A 21487-nucleotide genomic window follows, 5' to 3' on the forward strand; every position below is an offset into this window, starting at 1 on the left:
AATGGCAGGTTGATAAGTATTATTAATTGTCAAGATAGCATCAGAATGGTTTGATCCGGCAGGGTATTTTTGATACAGGTATTATCAAAAGTCTGCCATATGAATGCATTGTTTAAGCACAGCACCATCTTTATTGTATTATTAAGCTTCTCCTGTGGTGCGGGAAATAAATCCATAGTAGATCCTGTACCCCCACCGGTACCTCAGGTAAAATATAAAACACTGGAATATCTGAAAGCTATTTCAGGTTCCAAAACGCTTTTCGGAATACATAACAGGGAACCTAATTCAAAGCCGGCTCAGTGGACAGAAGAGGTTTTTAAGCAAACCGGAAAATATCCTGCTCTCTGGAGTGGTGATTTTCTTTTTCAGGAAGAAAATATCAGAGATCGGCCTGCTATGATTGCAGAAGCCGTTCGGCAGTGGAAAAATGGCGCTGTTGTCAATATAATGTGGCATGCCTGTAATCCTGCATTAGCACAACCATGTGGTTGGGATGATAAAGGAGTAAAAAGTCAGTTATCAGATGCACAATGGAAGGAGTTGATTACAACTGGCACAGGCTTAAATAATCGCTGGAAAGCGATGATGGATGAAGTGTCCATACATCTGAATATATTAAAACAACAGGGGGTGGAAGTGCTGTGGCGACCGCTACATGAAATGAACCAGGGCGTTTTTTGGTGGGGAGGCAGACCCGGGCCAGAGGGCACGAGAAAATTATGGCAGTTAACCTATGATTATATGGTGAAGGAGAAAAAACTCACCAATCTTATCTGGGTATGGGATATTCAGGATTTTCCTACGCTGGCAACAGATGCAGTACAGTATAATCCCGGTATCAATTATTATGATCTGGCTGCTTTGGATATTTATGATGATGCTTCCGGTTTTTCAAATGAGAAGTATAATATAATGCTACAGGCTTCAGGCGGAAAACCCATTGCTCTTGGAGAATGCCAAAAATTACCAACAGCAGCTGTGTTGGCTGCACAACCAAAGTGGACATTTTTCATGGGATGGTCTGAATTGGTATTCAGCCATAATTCAACTGAATCTATCAGGAATTTAATCAATGCACCAAATATAATTACACTGGATCAGATGCCAGGTTGGAACAATTAATGAACAACTTTTTTATACATATGAATTTCGACGAGAGACTTCAGGAACTGGTTGCAGGTTACCAGCAGTTATTGAATTTGAGAAATGAGGCAATTGTACCTGGAAATGGAATTTTTACAAGATATAAAAATCCGGTATTGACAGCTGACCATATTCCTTTATCCTGGCGGTATGATTTTAATCAGCTAACTAATCCGCATTTAATGATTCGGTTTGGTATTAATGCGGTATTCAATGCCGGCGCAATAAAATGGGATAATAAGTATATCGTAATGGCCAGAGTGGAGGGATGGGATCGAAAATCATTTTTTGCTCTCGCTGAAAGCGAATCCGGTATTGATGGATTTGTATTCCGGGAAAGACCGGTTCAGATTCCATCAGAAGGGTTTTATGATACTAATATTTATGATATCCGGCTTGTTCAACATGAAGACGGGTATGTATATGGTTTGTTTTGTACGGAGCGTCGTGATCCGGCGGCATCCGAAGGTGATCAAACATCAGCAGTAGCTCAATGCGGAATTGTTCGGACAAAGGATCTTGAAACCTGGGAACGATTACCGGATCTGGTAACACCATCCCCGCAGCAAAGAAATGTGGTCCTTCACCCTGAATTCGTTAATGGAAAGTATATGTTATATACGCGCCCGCAGGATGGTTTTATTGAAGCTGGAAATGGCGGAGGAATTGGTATTGGATTTTGTGCTGATATTACACATCCGATTATAGAAGAGGAAAAAGTTATAGATAATAAAAAGTACCATACTATTGCTGAGGCAAAAAATGGACAGGGACCGGCACCCATTAAAACAGCCTATGGATGGCTTCATCTGGCACATGGTGTACGAAATACTGCAGCCGGATTACGTTATACGCTATATTTATTTATGACTGACCTGGAGGATGTTACAAAGGTCATTTACAAACCAGGTGGTTATTTTATGGCACCTGAAGGAGCCGAACGGGTTGGAGATGTATCCAATGTGTTATTTTCGAATGGCTGGATAGCAGACGATAATGGTGATGTTTTTATTTACTATGCATCCAGCGATACCCGCCTTCATGTAAGCACAACAACTATAGAAAAATTAGTAGATTATTGCAGATTCACCGCACCGGACGGCTACCATTCAGCTGCATCTGCTGGTGTTGTTCAGGAGCTGGCAGAAAAGAATCATATCTTAGGCTTTACATCTGCTATAAATGTTGAAAAACAACAGACAGGAAAATAATGATGGAATCAATCAGTCTACGTGAAAAAATCGGGTATGGGTTCGGAGATATGGCTTCCTCTATGTTCTGGAAGCTCTTTGGAATGTACCTGCTTTTTTTCTATACAGACGTAATGGGATTAAATGCTGCATCGGTTGGCACCATGTTTCTGATTACACGAATATGGGACACCGTATTTGATCCTGTTGTTGGTGTTATGACCGATCGAACTACCACTAAATGGGGTAAGTTCCGTCCTTACATTTTGTATATGGCGATTCCATTTGGACTGATAGGTATCGTTACATTTACCGTTCCGGATTTTGATAATAACGGAAAATTGTTATATGCATATATAACATATTCCGCCATGATGATGATTTATTCATTAATAAATGTACCTTATGCATCGCTGTTAGGAGTAATATCATCTGATACAAAACAAAGAAATACACTAGCTTCTTTCCGAATGAGTTTTGCATTTGCGGGAAGTTTGATTGCCCTTGCCCTGATGGAGCCTTTGATTTCCTATTGGGGAGGAAGTACGCAGGAAAGCAGTCCGTTAAATGCAATGGCCTGGCAATATGCCGTAACCTTCATTGCAATTATTTGCATAGTACTTTTTCTACTTTGCTTTGCATGGGTTAAAGAACGGGTTAAGCCAATAATTGAACATCCTGTTTCTTTAAAGGAGGATATTAAAGACCTGATTAAAAACCGCCCCTGGTGGATCCTCTTACTTTCCGGTGTGGCAGCTTTGATTTTCAATTCGATCAGAGATGGAGCAACCATTTATTATTTCCGATATTTTGTTGCAGAAAAAGACACTGTGAATTTATTGGGAACTGCGCTTACCTATTCTACATTATATCTTGTTATTGGCCAGGCGGCCAATATGCTGGGTGTAATTATTGCCTCTCCAATTGCCAATAAATTGGGGAAAAAGCAAACCTATTTTTGGGCCATGTTACTGGCTTCCGTTTTTAGTTTGATTTTTTATTGGATGGGAAGAGAATCCCTGCTTCCTATTTTTATTTTACAATTTTTGATCAGTATCTGTGCCGGAATTGTATTCCCCTTATTGTGGTCAATGTATGCTGATATTGCTGATTATTCAGAATTAAAAACAGGAAGGAGGGCTACCGGGTTGATCTTTTCATCTTCTTCCATGTCACAAAAACTAGGCTGGACCTTAGGCGGTGCGCTAACCGGATGGCTGCTCGCTGCATTTGGCTTTCAGGCAAATATGGAACAGGCCGAATCTGCCCAAACCGGAATTCGCCTAATGCTGAGCTGGCTACCTGCTATTGGTTCGATTCTTTCCTTTGTTTTTATCCTGTTTTATCCGTTGTCTGAAAAGGAGATGGAGCGGGTTGGTACTGAACTTGCAATTAAACGAAAACCCGTTGACCATTAAATTTCCGCTTGAATTCTTTTGGGGTACATCCCTTTCTTAATTTAAAAATCCGATTGAAGTTTGCCAGGTTATTAAATCCGCATTTAAATGCAATTTCTGCAATGGAATGGGTAGTGTCGATCAGCATTCGGGAAACATGTCCAAGCCGAATCTCTGTAAGACTGTCTGTAAAGGTATACCCGGTATGAAGCTTGATAAAACGGCTAAAGGATGCCTCCGGCATATTAGCAATTCTGGCAACTTCTGCCAATGAAATCTCCCGCTGGAAATTATAATGCATATAATCAAAGACCCGTTCCAGGCGTCGACTGTTAAGCTGCAGGCTTTCTTTCGTAAAACTTACATCCGATAACATCCTGGTATTTCTTGCAATTGACAGATCGTGCAGTATAGAGAATAGTTCAAGTATGGAGTCAAATCCCGTCCTTTTTTCAAGGCGGAGGATGCGTTTTGCAATAACCTGTGCAGTTTCCCTGTCAAACAGAACCCCTCTTTTAGCGTTGTCGAATAGTTTCCGGATATAGATGAGCTGGTTCTTTTGCAGGAGATTCTGACAAAGCAATTCCTTATTAAACTGGATGGTAACCTCATGAATATCGCTGCTGGTACATTGATGGGTAAACCATCCATGAGGTAAATTGGGACCTATCAGCACCAGTTCCATATCATCAATAGTGTCAATATGATCACCGATTATCCGCTGGGTACCGGAAGCGTTTATAATCAGATTCAGTTCCATTTCTTCATGATTATGCAGGGGGAAGGTAAATTCCGCTTTGTGACGCGAAAAAATGGTATAACAATCGTACTGATTGAGGGGTGTAATCTCTCTTAAGACATCTTTCAACATAATGCAAAGCTTTCGTTCGTTAATAAATGGTGCGTTGTTAACAGACTGATCTTATTTTGTCCTATAACAGGTTCCCAATACTATTTTTTTTACCTCCATAAGCTTTGAATTATAGTCCGAATTGTATGAATTATGGTCTGCCTGGTTTTTATTTATTGATAATCAATGTATATACAGATTATATTTTTATTCTGTTTTGATAATGAACCAGTGTAATTCGAATCCCGCGTATATGCTTGTTTTACCCGAAACTGGTGTTGATTTGATTCAGGAGATGACAGCATATAATCAGGAATCGACAAGAAAGCATCAAAAACCGGAAGTTCAGGAACCTAATTTTGACTTCCTTCATCAATTCAACGGTATATGAAACAGCCTTCATCAATCATTGCTTTATTGGTATTTATCCTATCTGTTATTAGTTCGGCGGTAGCCCAGGATTCGGGTAGTTTCAGTACCAGTGGATTCTGGCAACCCGCATCTGCACCATTCTCTCCGCAGGTTCATCCGGATGGCTCCATTACATTTCGTTTGAAAGGGAAACAGGCAAAAACTGTGGAACTCCATTTTGGAGAATGGAATATTGTCCCTAAAAATATGGAGATGGACAGTGCCGGAGTTTGGTCAGTAACAATAGGCCCACAGGCTCCCGGCCTATACTCCTATATATTTATAGTAGATGGTGTAAAGACAACAGATGTAGCCAACCCTCTCGTTAAAAGGGGAACAGAATTATATGGAAATGTAGTGGAAGTAAAAAGCAGGCTGCCGGGTTTTGATCAGTATCAAAATGTACCACAGGGAGTTCTTCACCAGATAAGGTATCATTCCAGGGCATTAAACAGAGAAGCCACCATGGTGGTTTACCTGCCGGCAACCTATTTAAAAGAGCCAACCCGTAAATTTCCGCTGCTTTGCCTTCGACACGGTGGGGGTGATACAGAAACCAGTTGGACGCAGGAATCAGGCAGGGCCAACGTAATCCTGGATAATTTGATTGCTGAAGGAAAAGCGGTTCCAATGATCATGGTAATGCCTTATGGTTTAACCGATGGATCCTGGGCGGGTGGCAGTAATAAAGAGGGAATGGAATTACTGGAGAAGGAAATGATGGAAGATATTGTTCCTTATATTGAAAAAAATTACCGGATTCTGCCAGGAAAAATGAACCGGGCTATCGCAGGACTTTCAATGGGCGGCGGACAGGCGTATGTGATGGGATTGAGAAACCTTCGTTCCTTTTCCTGGATTGGCGAATTCAGCTCCGGTTTATTAAGCGACCCTGCTTTTTCAATTGATGAAAGAGCTCCCGGAGTTTTTGACAAGCCCGAAAATGTTAATACTGCGTTACGGCTATTATGGATTGGTTGTGGTACAGATGATCCCAGAATGCCGGGGCATGAAGCCCTGATCACACAACTAAAGCAGAAAGGCATTCGACATAAGGTATTTACGAATCCTGGAGGACATGAATGGAAGGTTTGGAGGGTTCAGCTACATGCATTTCTGCAGGAACTGTTTAAAAAATAAAGGATGGGAACATATTTGGATTTGCAATTGCTGAAACAGGATTTGAATACTGAATTGATCAGCATATTGGATTATTGGTCAAAACATAGTGCAGACCTGGAGAATGGTGGTTTTTATGGTCAGATAAATAATCTTAATCAGGTCAATAAAGAGGCACCAAAAGGTCTTATTCTGCATGCAAGGATACTATGGAGTTTTGCAGCTGCTTATCGGCTGAATGCCCGCCTTTCGGATTTGGAAATGGCAGATCGGGCTTTCAATTTCCTGATAAACCATTTTCTGGATAAGCAAAATGGCGGCATGTTTTGGAGTATCCGTGCGGACCAGGAACCACTGGATTCCAAAAAACAGGCATATGCACTGGCTTTTGTAATTTATGGTTGTTCAGAATATTTTCTGGCTACCGGTAATGAACAATCGAAACTGATGGCGATTGATCTGTTTAAAAAACTGGAAGAATATTTTTGGGATCCGGTTGACGGAGGTTATATCGAAGCCAAAACTGCCAAATGGGACCAGCTGCAGGATTTGCGCTTAAGTGATAAAGATGCCAATGAACCCAAAACCATGAATACGCACCTGCATATTCTGGAAGCTTATACCAATTTATTCAGAATCTGGCCCGATATACGCTTAAGATCCAAAATCATCCAATTGTTATGGATCTTTTCTGAGAAGATACTTGCAAAAGAAACGGGTCATCTGCAGCTTTTTTTTAGCATGGACTGGTCGGTACAGTCAGGAATTATTTCATTTGGACATGATATAGAAGCTGCCTGGTTATTGTTGGAAGCTGCAGAAGTCGTAAAGGATGATGTATTGATAAATTTATTCCGGCAGAATTCGGTTCGAATGGCAGAAGCAACTCTTAGCGGATTGGATACCGATGGCGGATTGTGGTATGAATCGGACCTCTCTTCCGGTCATATGATCAGAGAGAAACACTGGTGGCCCCAGGCAGAGGCCATGGTAGGCTTTTTTACCGCCTGGCAAGTAAGTGGCGAGTTGAAATGGCTGGAATTCACCCTGTCTTCCTGGAAATTTATTAAAAATAAAATCATCGACAAGGAAAGAGGGGAATGGTTTTGGGGAATTGATCATACTGGTAAAATTCTGGATAAGGAGGATAAAGCCGGCTTTTGGAAATGTCCTTATCATAATGGACGTGCCTGTTTGGAACTCATACATCGAATCCAATAAAAAAGAATAAAAATGAAACAATTGCTTGCTGGTGTCCTTTTATTTGGGAGCTCATTTGCCGTCGGCCAAACATCAACTGATATACCTGTTCAATCCTGGATAAGCTCGGCCGACAGAACCATGCTGCTAAAAGAAAGTGGAGAGCAGTTAAGCTTTACGCACAAAGCAAAGCCTGGTGCCACTACAATAGTAGTAGATGAAAAACAGCAGTTTCAATCCATGGATGGTTTTGGATTTGCAATTACTGGTGGAACTGCTGAATTGTTAATGAAGATGAGTGCCGTTTCAAGAACTAAAACTTTAAAGGAGCTATTTGGAACCGGGTCAGGATCTTCCGGCATAAGTTATCTGCGGCTCAGCATCGGCGCTTCTGATTTAAATAGTTTTGTATTTTCCTATAATGATCTTCCGGCTGGACAAACTGATATGGAGTTAAAAAAATTCAGTTTATCTCAGGATCTAAAGGATGTGGTTCCCGTAATGAAGGAAATTCTAACTATAAATCCGGATATCAGGGTTATGGGATCGCCCTGGTCGGCACCTGTCTGGATGAAAACGAACGATAATATCCGGGGCGGTGCATTGAAAAAGGAATGTTATGATGTGTATGCCCGTTATCTGGTGAAGTATATTGAGGAAATGAAAAAACAGGGCATTCGGATCGATGCCATTACTGTGCAGAACGAACCACTAAATTCACGCAATACACCCAGTATGCAATGGCTGCGGGAAGAGCAGGGAGCCTTTATAAAAAATCATCTTGGTCCCGCATTCCAAAAAAAATCAATTCAGACTAAAATTGTTTTATTTGATCATAATTGCGATCGTATTGATTATCCGCTGGCATTATTAAGTGATCCGGATATCGCTCAATATGTTGATGGTAGTGGTTTTCATCATTATGGCGGGGATTTAAGCGCAATGAATACCATGCACCTGGCACGGCCGGATAAAAATATTTATTTCACCGAGCAGATGATTATCGAGCGGGACTATGAAAAACAACTGAATATAACAGGATCGGTAAAACGAATGTTGATCAGCACAACCCGGAACTGGAGTAAAAATGTAATACTATGGAATCTTGCTGCGGATCCAAATAATGACCCGCATACAGACAATGGCGGATGTTCCATGTGCCAGGGTGCTTTAACAATTGACGGCGATCGGGTCAAAAAAAACCTGGCCTACTATACCATTGCGCATGCTTCCCAATTTGTACCGGCAGGTTCAGTAAGAATTGCTTCTACCAATACCGGAGATAAAGTAGTTGTATTAACACAGGATGAAGAAAGAGCATTCATTAACCGGGTTGCAACCATTGATCAGGCGCAGGTATTTCCGAACGTTGCATTCAAAACCACCACCAATAAAATTGTACTGGTGGTGGTAAATGACAGTTTTTCTTCTGGCGCCTTCAGTGTTCAGTACCATGGGAAAATCATGCAATGCAAATTGGCACCGGGATCAGTTGGTACGTATGTCTGGAATACTGATTAAGGAACCGAATCAACAACCCGGTTTGATAATATTTTTCAGGTTTTTACCATCGTACATAAACAAGCCAAAACCGTTGGTGCCAAACCAAAGCTGACCAGCTTTATCTTCATAGATTGTACTGACCGGGGTTCTAACAGGTTGGTCCTTTTCAGGTCTTGGTTCGCGATACATTGGCAAAGAAACAAAGCCATCCTTTTCAAATTTTGCCAAACCAGTGCTGGTTCCGGCCCAAAGAGTACCCTTGCGATCAATATGCAGGGTTAAAACTTCATTGTCAGGCAAGCCATTGGCGGTTGTATAGGTTGTAAACCCGCTGGCTGTGCGGCGTGAAATGCCTCCGTTGGTGGCCATCCAAACTGCTCCGGCTGCATCCTGGATAATGGTTCGAACGGTATTTCCGGCTAATCCGTCCACTGTCGTAAAATAGTGATACGCTGTTCCGTCAAACAGGCAGACTCCCGCTTCACCGGTGGCGATCCAGATTCCACCTGCCCGGTCTTCCACTATCTGATGAACAGACTGGCTGATTTGCAGTTCCTCTGGTCCGGGATTCATGCCTTTCATGGCTTGCAGTGGTCCGGGCCATAAGCGGATGGTACCGGAAGGCATTTCAGCAGGCTGCTTTTTTGTTGGTAAGCTGTCAGTTGCCAGGTCTGGAACATTTACAGCGGTGGTACCGGCGTAGCCATTTAGCAGAAACCACAGCATGGAAAAAAGGAAGGAGGTCATTGGTATATTCGTTTAAATGATAAATTCAGATGCAGTGTTAAAGTAGAAAATAGCTGGCCGGCAGTGGTAAAACGACTGTAAATTGATTGTAAACGCCTGTAAAATCGTGGTTTTAAGTGGAACAGGCTATTGGTAAAACCTATCTTTACACCATGAAAGGAAAACTCTATTGGCCGGGATTTGCAATAGTGTTGGTGTTGATTCTGGCTGCTTTTGTAAGTAAGAATCCGGCACAATCTGCTTTTGAATCAGCAAAAGAAATGATTGTGTTGAGAAAAATCGCCCATGATTTATTGCGATCTGCCGGTGATAGCAGTTCAAGAATTCCTGCCGTTCAGCGAATTTCGGATACAGAATTTCTGCTTCCTTTCGAAACGGCGTTTTCTTTTAAGCCGGATTCTCTTGTAAATACCATCCGGAAAGTTTTCCAGGATCATAAATTAAGTTCCCGCTATATTGTAAATGTAAAAGAGCAGTCAAGCGGGGAGGTTGTGTTTGGCTATGCCATGCTGGGAAAAGAGCAGGATAATATCGTTCCCTGCCTGGGAAGAGAGCAGAAACCTGCCCGATATACCATTCATATCAAACTCGGGGAACCACCTGTTGCCGGAACGGAAAAACTCTTTCTGGGTTGGGCTGCGATTGGACTTGCCGGCCTGGTTTGGTTTGGTTGGTATCGATCAGGGAATAATCCCGGGGAAAAGATAGTGGAGGAAATAGAAGTAGGTCAGCCCATTTCAGCGGGTATTTCTATCGGCCAGTTTTTATTTGATCCACAGCAGCAATGCCTGCTTCTTGCTGGTAACGGTATTCAGCTAACAAGTAAAGAAACCCGCCTGTTGGAGATATTCAGTTCGGATCTGAATCAGCTGATTGACCGGAAAAGACTCCAAAAGGAAGTATGGGAAGATGAAGGAGTCATTGTTGGCCGAAGCCTTGATATGTTTGTTTCAAAATTGCGGAAGAAACTGGAAGCGGATCCCACGGTGCAGCTGATAAACATTCATGGGAAAGGATATAAGCTGGAAGTGCTGGATCAACCAATCTAAACAGCCTCCAATTTCTTCAGTTTGATATAAAAACGGGTACCCCTGTTTTGTTCCGTTTCATACCATAGTTGTCCCTGGTGTTTATCGATTATCCGCTTTACTATGGCGAGACCCAACCCGGTTCCTTCGAAACTGCTGGCTCCCGGAAGGCGGTAGAATAAATGAAAAAGGTTGGCTGTGTGTTTTGGATCCATTCCAATTCCGTTATCCGTAATGGTATAAAGAACAGAGTCTTCATCTGATTCACCAATAATCTGAACGGTTGGTTTCTCCTTTTTGGAGGAATATTTTACTGCGTTACCAACCAGGTTGCTGAATACCTGACTGATCATGGTGCTGTCACCATAAACAACCGGAGTATCCCCAATTTGAAGATCAGGTTGTGCATCTTTGTAGGCATCCAGCAAATCTTCTCTGATTTGAAAAAGCAGTGATTGCATATCAATTGGCTGGAGTTTGATCTGCTCACGACCCAGTTTAGTATAATGAAAAACTTCTTTGATCATCTGCTGCATTCGCTCTGCATTTCGCTTAATCTTTTGCGTAAGTAGCCGGTTATCTATTGAGGGATCTTCTTCCAGTAATAAATCTGCAAAATTGTAAATAGTTGCGATGGGAGTTTTTAAATCATGTGAAATAGTATAACTGAAACTATCGAGTTCTTCATAGGCTTTTTTTAGTTCTTCATTCAGGCGGCGTAACTGGTTTATTTTTTCCTGTATAAGTAAGAGTACTTCTTCTCTTAATTTATATGCATTAGTAAGCTCGGCTGGCGACCATTTTTCAGAACGTCCCTTAAGAGATTGTATAAATTCTGCAAATGAGGTACGAGGTTCTATTCTGGTTTCGCCATTCATATTTATAACTACCGCCTTCTCCGGATTGCCTGCCCATTTGATTTCCTGTTCCAATTCAGGTTTGAACCAAAGTATCAGGTCTTTAAGATCGGCGGATAAAGGCGCGCATAATATTCCACTTGCAGTTTGTGTAAAATTTGCTGCTTCAGGGAAAATTGCAGATAAAAAATTGGTCTGAAAAACCTGTTTGGTGGAAGCATTTTGCAAAAAAACCGCAAGCTCCCGAATAAAAGAAGGTTCGGGTGTTTGTCCAACGAGGGTAAGCTGATCCTCATACAGAATGGCGGCGCCGTTGGCACTATTGATAGACAGCAAATCATGGTTGCCATTGGTTAAACCGGTTATAATGCTGTCGGACTGACGCATTTGCCGTACCAGGCTGGCGGTATTTTCGCGCCAGAAATGGAGCAGTTGTTGTTTTTCTTCTTCTGCCTGGAAACGAACAGCGGATGACAACATCTGGCCGATCATTTTAGCATGTAAGCGTTGACGGTAGTCCAGGTGTTTGGGTTGATAATGATGGCAGGCAATTAATCCCCAGAGCTCACCCTGGGATAATATAGATATACTGAAACTGGCTGCCACCCCCATGTTTTGGAGATATTGAATGTGGGTAGGGGATACGGATCGCAATACGGAATCGGACAAGTCAACCGGAGATTCATTTTCCTTTCCGGCTATTTTTTCCAGTACACTATCAGGTGCAGACACATCTGCAATAAGTCTGACCAGGTTCTTTTTATATAAGTCTCTTGCTTGTTTGGGAATATCTGATGCAGGATAATGTAATCCAAAAAATGGCTCTAAACCAGGATCTGCAAGTTCTTCTATTACTTCACCATGACCATCTTCATGAAACATATACACCATTACACGATTAAAGCCGGTGATTTCTTTTACATTTTTTACAGCTTCTTTAAGAGAAACCGAAACTCCGTCTGATTGATTCAGATAATGGAGCATTCTTGTCATTATGGCTTCTTCGTTATACGTATAACCCAGATAGGGCTCAAATTCAAGTAACAGGTGCTCAGTTGTATAATGAGAAATAAGATAAGTCTCACCAAGCCTGGTTTGAATCAACTGGTATGCTCCCTGTTCGAAATTGGGATGATAATTGCAATTGGCAAGCAAATCGTAGATGGATTTACCCAATGCATCAGCTGCGGTTACCGGTAGAAATTGTTGGATAGAAGGACTTGCCTGTTCTATCAGCAAACTTTCCCGATTAATGACAAGGAGTGCTCCATGAGGCTGAATTTTGCCTGGATATTGAATTAACTCCCGGTTGCATTGATTAATTGGATTTTGCATCATAATTGATTCTGCTTTTTTAATTCCAACCACTGTTTATAAGCCATAAAACAGGCTATTGCAGTGGAAGCAATGATTTCTTTATGTTGAAAAAGTCCGGGTAACTCCAGCGAGTCCCGAAATTTTGTCCACATAGGTTTTCGATCTTCCCCATAGCTTTCAAAATAGGTAAGTCCTTTTTCAATACCCGTCTGTTGCCTCACCATGCGGGCAATAATTGGTCCGCCCAGCGTTGATCCTTCGAGTACATATAATGCACCCATTGCCTGATAAGTACTGTTTATTTCCGGAAGTTCCGCTGATTGTTCTGGTTGCCAATCGGGATCGAAATGTGCTATATCTGCTAATAAATGATGTTTCCTTTGTCTTTGAGATATATCCGGAATAAATTCCTGCAATGGGAATTGTCTGAGCAATTCTTCCAATGGGACTAAAAAGCCTGCCATTTTTTTAAGCAGTTTTTCATAATCGCCAGCGGTTTTAACCTGCAGCAACAGATCCATAAATACTTTTTCCAACTGCTGGTGTTGGTCATCAGTTTTTGAACGTAAAAAAGGGTGAAGCATGTGTGGTCGATCAGCGTCAAAAATACGTTTAAATCACAGGGGCTCCTCTCCGCTAATGGTTAAACAACAAGCAGATCTTGTTTCCCCGGACCTAACATCAACATAGTTAAGGGTTTGAAGAAATTGTTGAAAAAATTACACAATTTATTACCCCAATTATGCAAGTTTCAGCCGTAAAATGATTGGTATTTATCTTGCTATTACGGGTATAAAACCAATCTATGATTTTATACATTCGGAATATGGCCTGTGAAAGCTGCCTATTGCTGGTGCAGGAGGAGCTTGAAAAACTGGGAATAAAACCAGTTCGGGTAGACTTGGGAGAAGTTGAATTACCGGGGTTGATATCAGATGAAAAAAAGCAAAATTTCGCTCAGGCAATAGAAAAAGGCGGACTTGAACTGGTAGATTCAGAAGAAGAAGTGCTGATTGATAAAATTAAAGGCGGCATTGCAGACTTCATTATGAATAAAAGGAAAATAAAGCAAAACCTGTCTGATTATCTGGCTGATTTATTGGGAATGGAATACAAACAGTTGGCGTCCTATTTTTCAGGACTAACTGGCAATACAATTGAACAGTATGGGATTGCTCTTAAAATTGAAAAAGCTAAGGAGATGCTTACTATTGAAAATAAGTCCCTGAAGGAAGTAGCAGAATTATTGGATTATAAACAGGTGGCTCATTTATCCAATCAGTTTAAGAAAATCACGGGAATATCACCTTCCCAATTTAAGAAGGAAGGTATTGCCAGAAGAAAAACAATGCAGGAACTGGGAAAAGTTGGGTAAGAATCAGTATAGGATAAAATGAAAGCAGGCCTTTACCCCATGTGAAAGACCTGCTTCATGGTTTTCAACTTATAACTTCATGTGTGAGAATTCTGCAAACAATAGTTATGTAGGATTTGGAACCTGTAACAACCGACAAAGTATTCATTAAACCAAACTGCTGCTACTAATTTACATCAGCAGGATACCCGATAAAATTTTAATACACCAATACCCCTTATTTTGGGACAAACAGGCGTTTGCTAAGTACTAACCTGTCTTTTTCGTATCTTTTTGGAAATCTTGTACTTATGGCTTTGCTGGCTTCCATTCTAATTGCACTGGTTGCAATTGAACATCTTTATATACTTTATATGGAAATGTTTGCCTGGGAAACGCTCGGTAAAAAGACGTTCCGTGGATCAATGCCGGATGAACTTTTCAAACCAACCAAAAAACTGGCAGCGAATCAGGGACTATATAATGGGTTTCTCGCCGCAGGCTTGATCTGGTCTTTTTTTGTGAAGGATGAGTTATGGTGCTCCAATATCGCGCTCTTTTTTCTATCCTGTGTGTTGGTGGCGGGCATTTATGGAGGGTGGACTGCCCACAGAAAAATATTTATTACCCAGGGACTACCCGCTTTGCTGGCATTGCTGGCGGTAATTGCCAACAGGCTATAAATTGCAGCAGAATACCTGTATTTTCAGGTATTATTTTGACTCCAATTCCTGTTATGATCCATCGTTTCTTGGTTTTTCTGTGCATCTTTTACAGCATTTTCTTGTCTGAATCTCTGCAGGCTCAGGATTCTCTTTCCCGTCAGCGATCGGATTCTTCTAACACAACCCGGCGATGGAGGGGTGGTTTTTTTGCCGATACCAGTCAGTTGAATAGCAGCGACTATCAGTTACAGATCGAAAAGACCTTTGCTGTCCTGGAGGATATTGATAACAGGACCCAGCTGGGAAATTCATTTGGAAAGACCCGGAATAAGTTAAAGGAAAACGATTCCATCCTGGCTGTTATAAAAGATAACGTTATTAATAATTCAAAAGCCCTTAACCTTCGGAATCTGCAGGTATTCCGGACCCTCCTGGTTCATATGGAAGAGGATCTGGTTAGTCGGCGCGAAAGACTTGATACAGCAGAAGCAAATCTGCTATTGATGCGGAAAACTATCAGAACCCTTATTGGCGATACAGTTCTCCGGCAATTGCAGAAAGATTCAGCCATGGTTCAGGAATTTAGTACGCAGTTAATGGAGATGAGAACCAGCTGGCGATCCACCCGCCGCCATCTTCGGGAAAGTATAGCAGCAGTTAACCGACTGCAAACTCATGCCTCTTCCAATTCGGTTTTAGCCGGACAATTACTCGATAAGCTGGACGATCTGCTGGCATCTGCCACCAAACGCATTTTTGGGAAAGAAAGCAACTTATTATGGGAGAAGGACACCTCTGTGTTGACAAGCAGTGAAAAATCATCTATCCGTAAAGTGGTGGAATCTGAACGGAAAGCACTTAATTTTTATTTTAGGGATAGCAGTATCAACCGGATAATGTTATTGTTTATAGGGATACTATTTATTGGATGGACTTACCGGAACAGTTACACTATCAGGAAGGCCAATGCTGCCAGTATATTAAGAGAAATGGGTTTCATATACCTGCCTTCTGCTTTTTTCATAGGCGGATTGGTAATCATCTTGTCGCTGGCACCCTTATTTGACCTAAGTGCTCCCTCCGCTTATGTCGAAGCAATTCAATTTCTGGTATTAATCGTTTTAACGATCATCTGTTGGAATAAATGGCCGAGACAGTTATTTATGTACTGGTTGATTATGGTGGTTTTATACCTGGCATTTTCTCTGACCAATCATATTCCGGATCCGGGCTTCTGGGCCAGGATCGGATTTATTTTCCTCAATATATTGTCCATCCTGTTTGGTACACTTTTTTTGACCAGGATGAAGGATCATCTTCACCTGAAAGGTTTTTTGCGTTTTGTGATCATTTTGCATAATGTAATGAATGTACTTTCCCTGTTCTGTAATCTGGCAGGAAGAATCACCTTATCCCAATTACTTGGCAATGCTGCAATTTTTGCTTTTATGCAGGCTATTGGGTTAGCGGTATTCAGCAAAATTTGTATGGAAGCGATTCTATTACAAATGGTTGCAAGCCGTTATCGGAGAGGTATAACAGGTGGGTTTGAATACAATCATGTGATGGAGAGCTTCAATCGACCTATATTGTTGATTGTGATTTTACAGTGGCTGATCGTATTTACCACCAATCTAAATATTTATTCTGCCTTGTATGATTGGATGCTCGTAGCTCTAAGAACCGAGCGAACAATTGGAAATGCAAGTTTCACATTTGGAGGAATATTGCTTTTTTTTCTAATCATCTGGATGGCACACCTGCTGCAGAAATATGTCGGTTATTTCTTTGGCGATGCGGGAATGGATGACGAGGTACAAAACAAAAAACAACGATCCCGTTTGTTAATCACTAAATTAATTGTACTGAGTTTAGGGTATATGCTTGCAGTAGCAGCATCCGGGGTTCCGGTTGATAAAATCACAATTGTCCTGGGTGCCCTTGGGGTTGGTATTGGGCTTGGCTTACAGAATATCGTCAGTAATTTTGTTTCGGGTATTATTCTGATTTTTGATCGTCCCTTACAGATTGGAGATTCAGTAGAAATTGGTGCGAATCAGGGTAAGGTTCGGGAAATCGGACTTAGGTCGAGTATTCTGCAAACAAAGGAAGGCGCTGAGGTAATCATACCTAATGGAGATCTTTTATCCCAACCGATCATTAACTGGACCCTTAGCAATCAGCAACAAAGAATGGAGTTGTCACTAAGAATTTTGGGCAATGATATGGAAAAAGCGGCTGCTCAGGTTAAAGAGTTTGTTCTGTCTTCCAATTTTGTGTATCCTTTGCGGGAACCACAGGTTTTATTCACTAAAATTGATGCGGACGGTTTTGAGCTGAAAGTTTATTTCTGGTGTGTGGATACCACAAAAATTGAAGAAGCGAATAGTGACCTTTTGGTTCGCGCTCATCAATCCGGCCTGGAATTGCTTTAAAATTGACGGGGCTTGCAAATACCGGGTTTTACTATTATTTTTTCCTATGATTAACCCAATTAAAAACCCAGAGCATGATTATTTATGGTTCAAGAGCGAAGCAAATTTCAAAAATTCAGTTAATGGACAAATGCAGCAATTGCGGAATGGATAACCGGATTGATCTGTACGTGTTTCAGAAGTATGCACATGTATTTTGGATACCATTTTTTCCAATTGGTAAAACAGCAGTGAGCCAATGTGATCATTGCAAACAATCACTTGAACCCAAAGAAATGCCTCCTGGCTTAATGGCTTCTTATAAGGAAGCCAAAAAAACAATAAAATCTCCTTTTTGGATGTTTTCAGGTCTTGCATTACTTGCTATTTTAATTACTGTGATAGTGGTCAATGACAAAAAAAAGCAGGATAAAAATGCACAACTGGTATTGACTCCTAAGGCAGGTGATTTATTGGAAATCAAAACGCCGGAACGGCAGTATACTCTTTATAAGATAGATCAGATAAATGGTGATTCAGTGCTGTTCAGAGTCCATAATTATGAAACCAATAAACTTTCGGGTTTAAGAGAATTAAAAGAAAAGGGAGAAACCGGATTTTCAACAGAACAATTTGCAATTCATAAAAATGAATTAAAAGCCTGGTTTGATAAGGGAGAACTGATCGATATTGAACGAAATTGATAGAAGGTATTGCCTGAGAAAGGCAAATGCTTATCTTTTGTTTTAAAACTATTTTTATGTTTCGCATAATAACCTTATCTATCATTTTTCTCTCAAAAGTAAATGCTGTGTTTTCTCAACCACATATGTTTGAACCGGGACTAATTAGCAATGGTGGCGTATTTGGGCTTACGATTTCTCCCGATTCCAGGACAGCACTTTGGGTTCAGTCAAATGGAAGGAGGGATACTTTGGTTATTATGGAATCACATAAAAAAAACGGCCGGTGGTCAAAACCTGTAATTGCAGGCTTTTCTTCGGCAACAGCATCCTGGAAAGATATTGATCCCATGTTCAGTCCGGGTGGGGACCTGGTGCTCTTTCAATCAACCCGTTCCGTACCTGATAAACCGGGCCGCACCGGGTTTGATATTTGGGCGGTTAAAAAGGAAAAAAATGGCTGGGGTGAACCCTACCACCTGGGAAATGTAATAAATTCAGATGCTTCAGAATCTTATGCTTCTATGTCTGCCAATGGAAATATCTATTTCATGAAAGAAAATGAAGACCAGGTTGGCAAATCTGATATTTATGTTTCGGAATTCAGGAATGGAAACTATCTGTTACCTAAGAATTTGGGTAGACCGGTAAATACTTCTCAACGGGAATCCAATCCTTTTATATCTCCGGCGGAAGATTTTCTCCTTTATTTTTCTACTGATTCTACAGGATTTGGTGAAGTTGATTTATATATAAGTTTCAGGAAGAATGAGCAATGGACTGCGCCTAAAAATTTGGGGCAGCCAATCAATTCAGCATTGGCTGAGTTTTGTCCATTTCTGCATAAAAAAGAAAATCGGCTTTATTTTTCACGACAGGAAAAGCTGCCTAACCGAATGTTGGAGAATTTGTATTATATAGATTTTGATGTTGAAAAATACCGATGATGTTTTTAAGAATAGAATTTATTGAAGAACGATTGATGGCAGGCCAGCAAATAGAAATGTCGCTTATCAATAATCGAACAGGAGAATTATGGTCCGGTTTTATGTCAACTCGTAAATATATCACCGACCGTATAGGCAATGATCTCTACTCTTTGCAGGTATATCCTCCTGATTATTTTGCTGCCTTCAATCCGGCAACTAATTTTACCAAATGGGCATTGACTGAAGTTTCCACGCATGATAATTTGCCGGAAGGAATGCTCCCTTTCCTTCTGCCGGCTGGCAAATATGCAGTATTTCTGCACAAAGGAGATACTACCAACTTTGGCATCACTCTTCAATTTATATTTCAGCAATGGCTGCCTTCTTCCGGTTATCAGTTGGATAATCGTCCACATTTTGAAGTGCTGGGTGCTAAATACCGAAATAATGACCCGCTTTCAGAGGAAGAAGTGTGGATTCCGCTTATCTAGTGTAGATCATTTCAACAGTTGATTTCTACAGGTCAACCTATCTAATCTTCTTTATAAAGGTTGGCTATTGTAGCCAGCATGGCGGATTTATAGCTTTATGATTGGATATTCTCCATAAACCAGCACAATCATGAAAGTCAGGATCAGCCACCTCTTTATTATTTTAATTGGTTTTTGCTTTACCAACTGCAGTAAAACCGAGGATAATCCGGATGGACCAACAGGGCGGGGCATTGTTCAACCACAGGGTACCAATATTGGCACCGCGCTGGAGTTTATAGTAACCAGTGCCGGTGGTACATTTAAAACAGCAGACGACAAGCTGGAGCTGATATTCCCGGCTGATGCAGTTACTCAGGCAACCAGAATTGCTATTCAGCCAATTACAAATACCAATCCGGCTGGTGTAGGCAATTCTTTTCAGCTCAGTTCGCCGAATGAACTGCTAAAACCCGTTAAGATCAGGATGTCATATAAAGAATATGCGGACAGCTTACCCGGAGGATCCTGTGCACTTGGAATTTCCTACCAGGATAGTTCCGGTGTATGGCAATTATTATTGGGCCGAAGTTTGAATGCCGCGAATGAGTATGTGGAAATAAGTACAGCAACACTTAGTTCCTTTTGCCTGATGCAGGCAGTTCGATTGATACCTTCCTACAGTGAGATTGCACCAAGCCAGACGGTAGAACTCAAAGCTGTGTCCAATATTCTGCTGCCGGATGATATTGATATCTGTGATTTATGGGATGTGTTACAGGGAGGAACAATTCCTGTAGAAGGTGATTTTCCCATTAAAGAAGCAAGGATTGAAAAATGGTCGGTGGCGGCAAGTGGAGAAACGATCGGCACACTTTCACCGAATGGAGCAAGAGCGGTCTATAAGGCGAGCCAGTATCAATTGCCAGCCATTAATCCGGTTACAATTATGCTTGAGCTGAAGGCAACTACAAAGCCATTCTTTGCAAAAGTATTTGTAGTCCCATCTGTTAGGGGCTTATCAATCCTGATCAGAGATAAATTGTATGTTTTTTCTGATGATCAGGTATATGTTTCAGTCAGTGGTTCAAACGAAGTATCTATTCAATGGGAATCCAACCAGGGAATGGGAGGTTTAAACATTCAGTTTAACCGGGTGAATTCTTATGGCTGGAATGACCCTTCAGGCAAGAATGATTTTTGGTTTGAACCCTCGGATTTTAGTCCCCTGTCCGTCTTTCAGCATTTATGGGACGATGGGAGAAGTATTAGTTCCGGGTCTGTTCGAATTTCCAAAACAGGTACAGTGGGTCAGCCAATTATTGGAAGTATAATAATTGATCGCGCAGGAAGAACAAACACAGAAAGTGGTAATGGAGAATATCTTGGTGATACAGAAATCCTTGGATCCTTTAATCTGATGCGGGATGAATAAAAGGAATGCTTAAATTGTTGACTGTAAGCAGTCAGCATGAAACTTGCAATAGCACAATTGGCATCTGTAAAAGATGATATTCAGTCGTCGATTTATAAACATATAAATTGGATTCAGAAAGCAAAGCAAAATGAGGCAGATGTTATTTTCTTTCCAGAATTATCCATTACCGGTTACGAACCGGCAATAGCTGAAAAGGTTGCTCTGAACCCATTGGATGATCGATTGTATTCTTTTCAGGAACTTGCTGACGAGTCTGAAATTGCCATTGGAGTGGGTTTGCCGGCCCGAATAAATGATCAGGTATTTATCAGCCTTCTTCTTTTTCAAAAAAGAAGAAATGCCCGGATATATTCCAAGCAATTATTGCATGAAGATGAAATTCCCTTTTTTTCAAGCGGGAATAAACAGGAAATATATAAAATAAAAAACCAGCAGATCGCTCCGGCTATTTGTTATGAATCTCTTCAGGCAAGTCATGCTGAAATGGCCGTTGCTCTTGGAGCAACTATCTATGTGGCTACTGTTGCCAAATCACCTGGTGGTATTGAGAAAGCATATAAACATTATCCAGCAATTTCTTCAAAGCTTTCCATACCTGTTTGTATGGTGAATTCTGTTGGTCCGGCTGATAATTTTATAGCATCAGGTAAAAGTTCCGTTTGGTCTGCCAATGGAGACTTACTGGGCAGTCTAAATTCCATAGAGCAGGGAATATTGATTTTTGATACAGAAGCATGCAGTACATCGCAGATTTCCATGAATGAATAAA

General features: G+C 41.1%; 19 protein-coding genes. 15 read left to right on the forward strand and 4 right to left on the reverse strand.

Going from position 1 to position 21487, the window contains the following annotated elements:
• Positions 1–99: 99 nt before the first annotated feature.
• From B2746_RS20990 to B2746_RS21000, 3 genes are read left to right on the forward strand one after another with little or no spacing between them, the layout of a single operon-like run.
• Complete coding sequence (locus tag B2746_RS20990) at positions 100–1125, forward strand: glycosyl hydrolase (RefSeq protein WP_290798622.1); 1026 nt, start codon at positions 100–102, stop codon at positions 1123–1125.
• Positions 1126–1145: 20 nt separating this feature from the next.
• On the forward strand, positions 1146–2357 hold the full coding sequence (locus B2746_RS20995; RefSeq protein ID WP_290798625.1) for a glycosidase: 1212 nt from the start codon (positions 1146–1148) through the stop codon (positions 2355–2357).
• Complete coding sequence (locus B2746_RS21000) at positions 2357–3754, forward strand: MFS transporter (protein WP_290798628.1); 1398 nt, start codon at positions 2357–2359, stop codon at positions 3752–3754. Before B2746_RS20995 ends, B2746_RS21000 begins: the two co-directional genes overlap by 1 nt.
• Here B2746_RS21000 and B2746_RS21005 read toward each other — a convergent pair.
• Positions 3729–4604 (reverse strand): helix-turn-helix domain-containing protein, encoded by an 876-nt coding sequence (locus tag B2746_RS21005; protein ID WP_290798631.1) that lies wholly within the window; start codon positions 4602–4604, stop codon positions 3729–3731. The two genes, B2746_RS21000 and B2746_RS21005, sit on opposite strands and share 26 nt — an antisense overlap.
• 366 nt (positions 4605–4970) lie before the next feature.
• Between B2746_RS21005 and B2746_RS21010 the strand changes: the two genes are divergently transcribed.
• From B2746_RS21010 to B2746_RS21020, 3 genes are read left to right on the forward strand one after another with little or no spacing between them, the layout of a single operon-like run.
• Entirely contained in the window at positions 4971–6134 is a 1164-nt protein-coding gene (locus B2746_RS21010; protein ID WP_290798634.1) for an esterase, read from the forward strand.
• Between the two features lie 3 nt (positions 6135–6137).
• Positions 6138–7334, forward strand: a complete 1197-nt coding sequence (locus B2746_RS21015; RefSeq protein ID WP_290798637.1) for an AGE family epimerase/isomerase — start codon at positions 6138–6140, stop codon at positions 7332–7334.
• Positions 7335–7346: 12 nt separating this feature from the next.
• Positions 7347–8834, forward strand: a complete 1488-nt coding sequence (locus B2746_RS21020; RefSeq protein WP_290798640.1) for a glycoside hydrolase family 30 protein — start codon at positions 7347–7349, stop codon at positions 8832–8834.
• 9 nt (positions 8835–8843) lie between these two features.
• Here the strand turns inward: B2746_RS21020 and B2746_RS21025 are convergent, their stop codons facing one another.
• The gene (locus tag B2746_RS21025; RefSeq protein WP_290798643.1) at positions 8844–9563 is read right to left on the reverse strand and encodes a ligand-binding sensor domain-containing protein; all 720 of its coding nucleotides are present in this window, start codon (positions 9561–9563) and stop codon (positions 8844–8846) included.
• 116 nt (positions 9564–9679) lie between these two features.
• On the opposite strand from B2746_RS21025, the gene B2746_RS21030 reads away from it, so the two are divergent.
• On the forward strand, positions 9680–10612 hold the full coding sequence (locus B2746_RS21030; RefSeq protein ID WP_290798645.1) for a winged helix-turn-helix domain-containing protein: 933 nt from the start codon (positions 9680–9682) through the stop codon (positions 10610–10612).
• Here B2746_RS21030 and B2746_RS21035 read toward each other — a convergent pair.
• Together B2746_RS21035 and B2746_RS21040 are read right to left on the reverse strand one after the other, a co-directional pair.
• Positions 10609–12786 carry an ATP-binding protein gene (locus B2746_RS21035; protein ID WP_290798647.1) on the reverse strand — a complete coding sequence of 726 codons (2178 nt, stop codon included), beginning with the start codon at positions 12784–12786 and terminating at the stop codon, positions 10609–10611. The genes B2746_RS21030 and B2746_RS21035 overlap by 4 nt on opposite strands.
• Positions 12783–13349: a biliverdin-producing heme oxygenase gene (locus tag B2746_RS21040; RefSeq protein WP_290798649.1), complete on the reverse strand. Its 567-nt coding sequence runs from the start codon at positions 13347–13349 to the stop codon at positions 12783–12785. The genes B2746_RS21035 and B2746_RS21040 overlap by 4 nt, the downstream gene beginning before the upstream one ends.
• 221 nt (positions 13350–13570) lie before the next feature.
• Between B2746_RS21040 and B2746_RS21045 the strand changes: the two genes are divergently transcribed.
• The 8 genes from B2746_RS21045 to B2746_RS21080 all read left to right on the forward strand — a co-directional run bounded on the left by B2746_RS21045 (position 13571) and on the right by B2746_RS21080 (position 21486).
• Positions 13571–14140: a helix-turn-helix domain-containing protein gene (locus tag B2746_RS21045; RefSeq protein ID WP_290798651.1), complete on the forward strand. Its 570-nt coding sequence runs from the start codon at positions 13571–13573 to the stop codon at positions 14138–14140.
• Positions 14141–14430: 290 nt separating this feature from the next.
• Complete coding sequence (locus B2746_RS21050) at positions 14431–14802, forward strand: DUF1304 domain-containing protein (RefSeq protein WP_290798653.1); 372 nt, start codon at positions 14431–14433, stop codon at positions 14800–14802.
• 101 nt (positions 14803–14903) lie between these two features.
• The gene (locus tag B2746_RS21055) at positions 14904–17219 is read left to right on the forward strand and encodes a mechanosensitive ion channel family protein (RefSeq protein WP_290798655.1); all 2316 of its coding nucleotides are present in this window, start codon (positions 14904–14906) and stop codon (positions 17217–17219) included.
• A gap of 122 nt (positions 17220–17341) precedes the next feature.
• A complete protein-coding gene (locus B2746_RS21060; protein ID WP_290798657.1) occupies positions 17342–17902 on the forward strand; it encodes a zinc-ribbon domain-containing protein in 561 nt (186 codons plus the stop codon).
• Between the two features lie 56 nt (positions 17903–17958).
• Entirely contained in the window at positions 17959–18828 is an 870-nt protein-coding gene (locus tag B2746_RS21065) for a TolB family protein (protein ID WP_290798659.1), read from the forward strand.
• On the forward strand, positions 18828–19301 hold the full coding sequence (locus B2746_RS21070; protein ID WP_290798661.1) for a GyrI-like domain-containing protein: 474 nt from the start codon (positions 18828–18830) through the stop codon (positions 19299–19301). The genes B2746_RS21065 and B2746_RS21070 overlap by 1 nt, the downstream gene beginning before the upstream one ends.
• 130 nt (positions 19302–19431) lie before the next feature.
• The gene (locus B2746_RS21075; protein WP_290798662.1) at positions 19432–20715 is read left to right on the forward strand and encodes a hypothetical protein; all 1284 of its coding nucleotides are present in this window, start codon (positions 19432–19434) and stop codon (positions 20713–20715) included.
• 36 nt (positions 20716–20751) lie between these two features.
• Entirely contained in the window at positions 20752–21486 is a 735-nt protein-coding gene (locus tag B2746_RS21080; protein ID WP_290798664.1) for a carbon-nitrogen hydrolase family protein, read from the forward strand.
• Position 21487: the final 1 nt, after the last annotated feature.

The organism is Flavihumibacter sp. UBA7668, assembly GCF_002483205.1.
Classification (GTDB): Bacteria; Bacteroidota; Bacteroidia; order Chitinophagales; family Chitinophagaceae; genus Flavihumibacter.